Below are 279 nucleotides of genomic sequence, written 5' to 3' on the forward strand. Positions count from 1 at the left end.
TTTCAGTTTATCTTCCATCAACTTCGCTCCTCTCCAATACCAATCGTAGCTTTTCTCTCCCACGGCTTAGTCGTGTTTTAACGGTATTTTCGTTCACTCCAATCAAGTCCCCGATTTCACGATTGGACATCTCTTCGAAGTAAAACAAAAGAATGACTTCTCGGTACTTCACCGGGAGGGCCAAGACTCCTTTAACCAGCTCTGCGTCTTCTCCTTTTGTCATTATAAGAGCCTCCGGAGTCTTTTCTTTTGATTCGAGAAATTGAAAGAATTGGCTTT

Annotated in this window: 1 protein-coding gene; it reads right to left on the reverse strand. The window is 42.7% G+C overall.

Annotation, left to right across the window (positions count from 1 at the left end; all coding sequences use genetic code 11):
• Positions 1 to 7: 7 nt before the first annotated feature.
• On the reverse strand, positions 8 to 279 hold a 272-nt coding region (locus R0J87_RS19760; RefSeq protein WP_498888385.1), incomplete at its 5' end, for a sigma-70 family RNA polymerase sigma factor.

It is taken from the genome of Halomonas sp. SIMBA_159 (assembly GCF_046536035.1).
In the GTDB taxonomy this organism is placed as follows: Bacteria; Pseudomonadota; Gammaproteobacteria; order Pseudomonadales; family Halomonadaceae; genus Vreelandella; species Vreelandella venusta_A.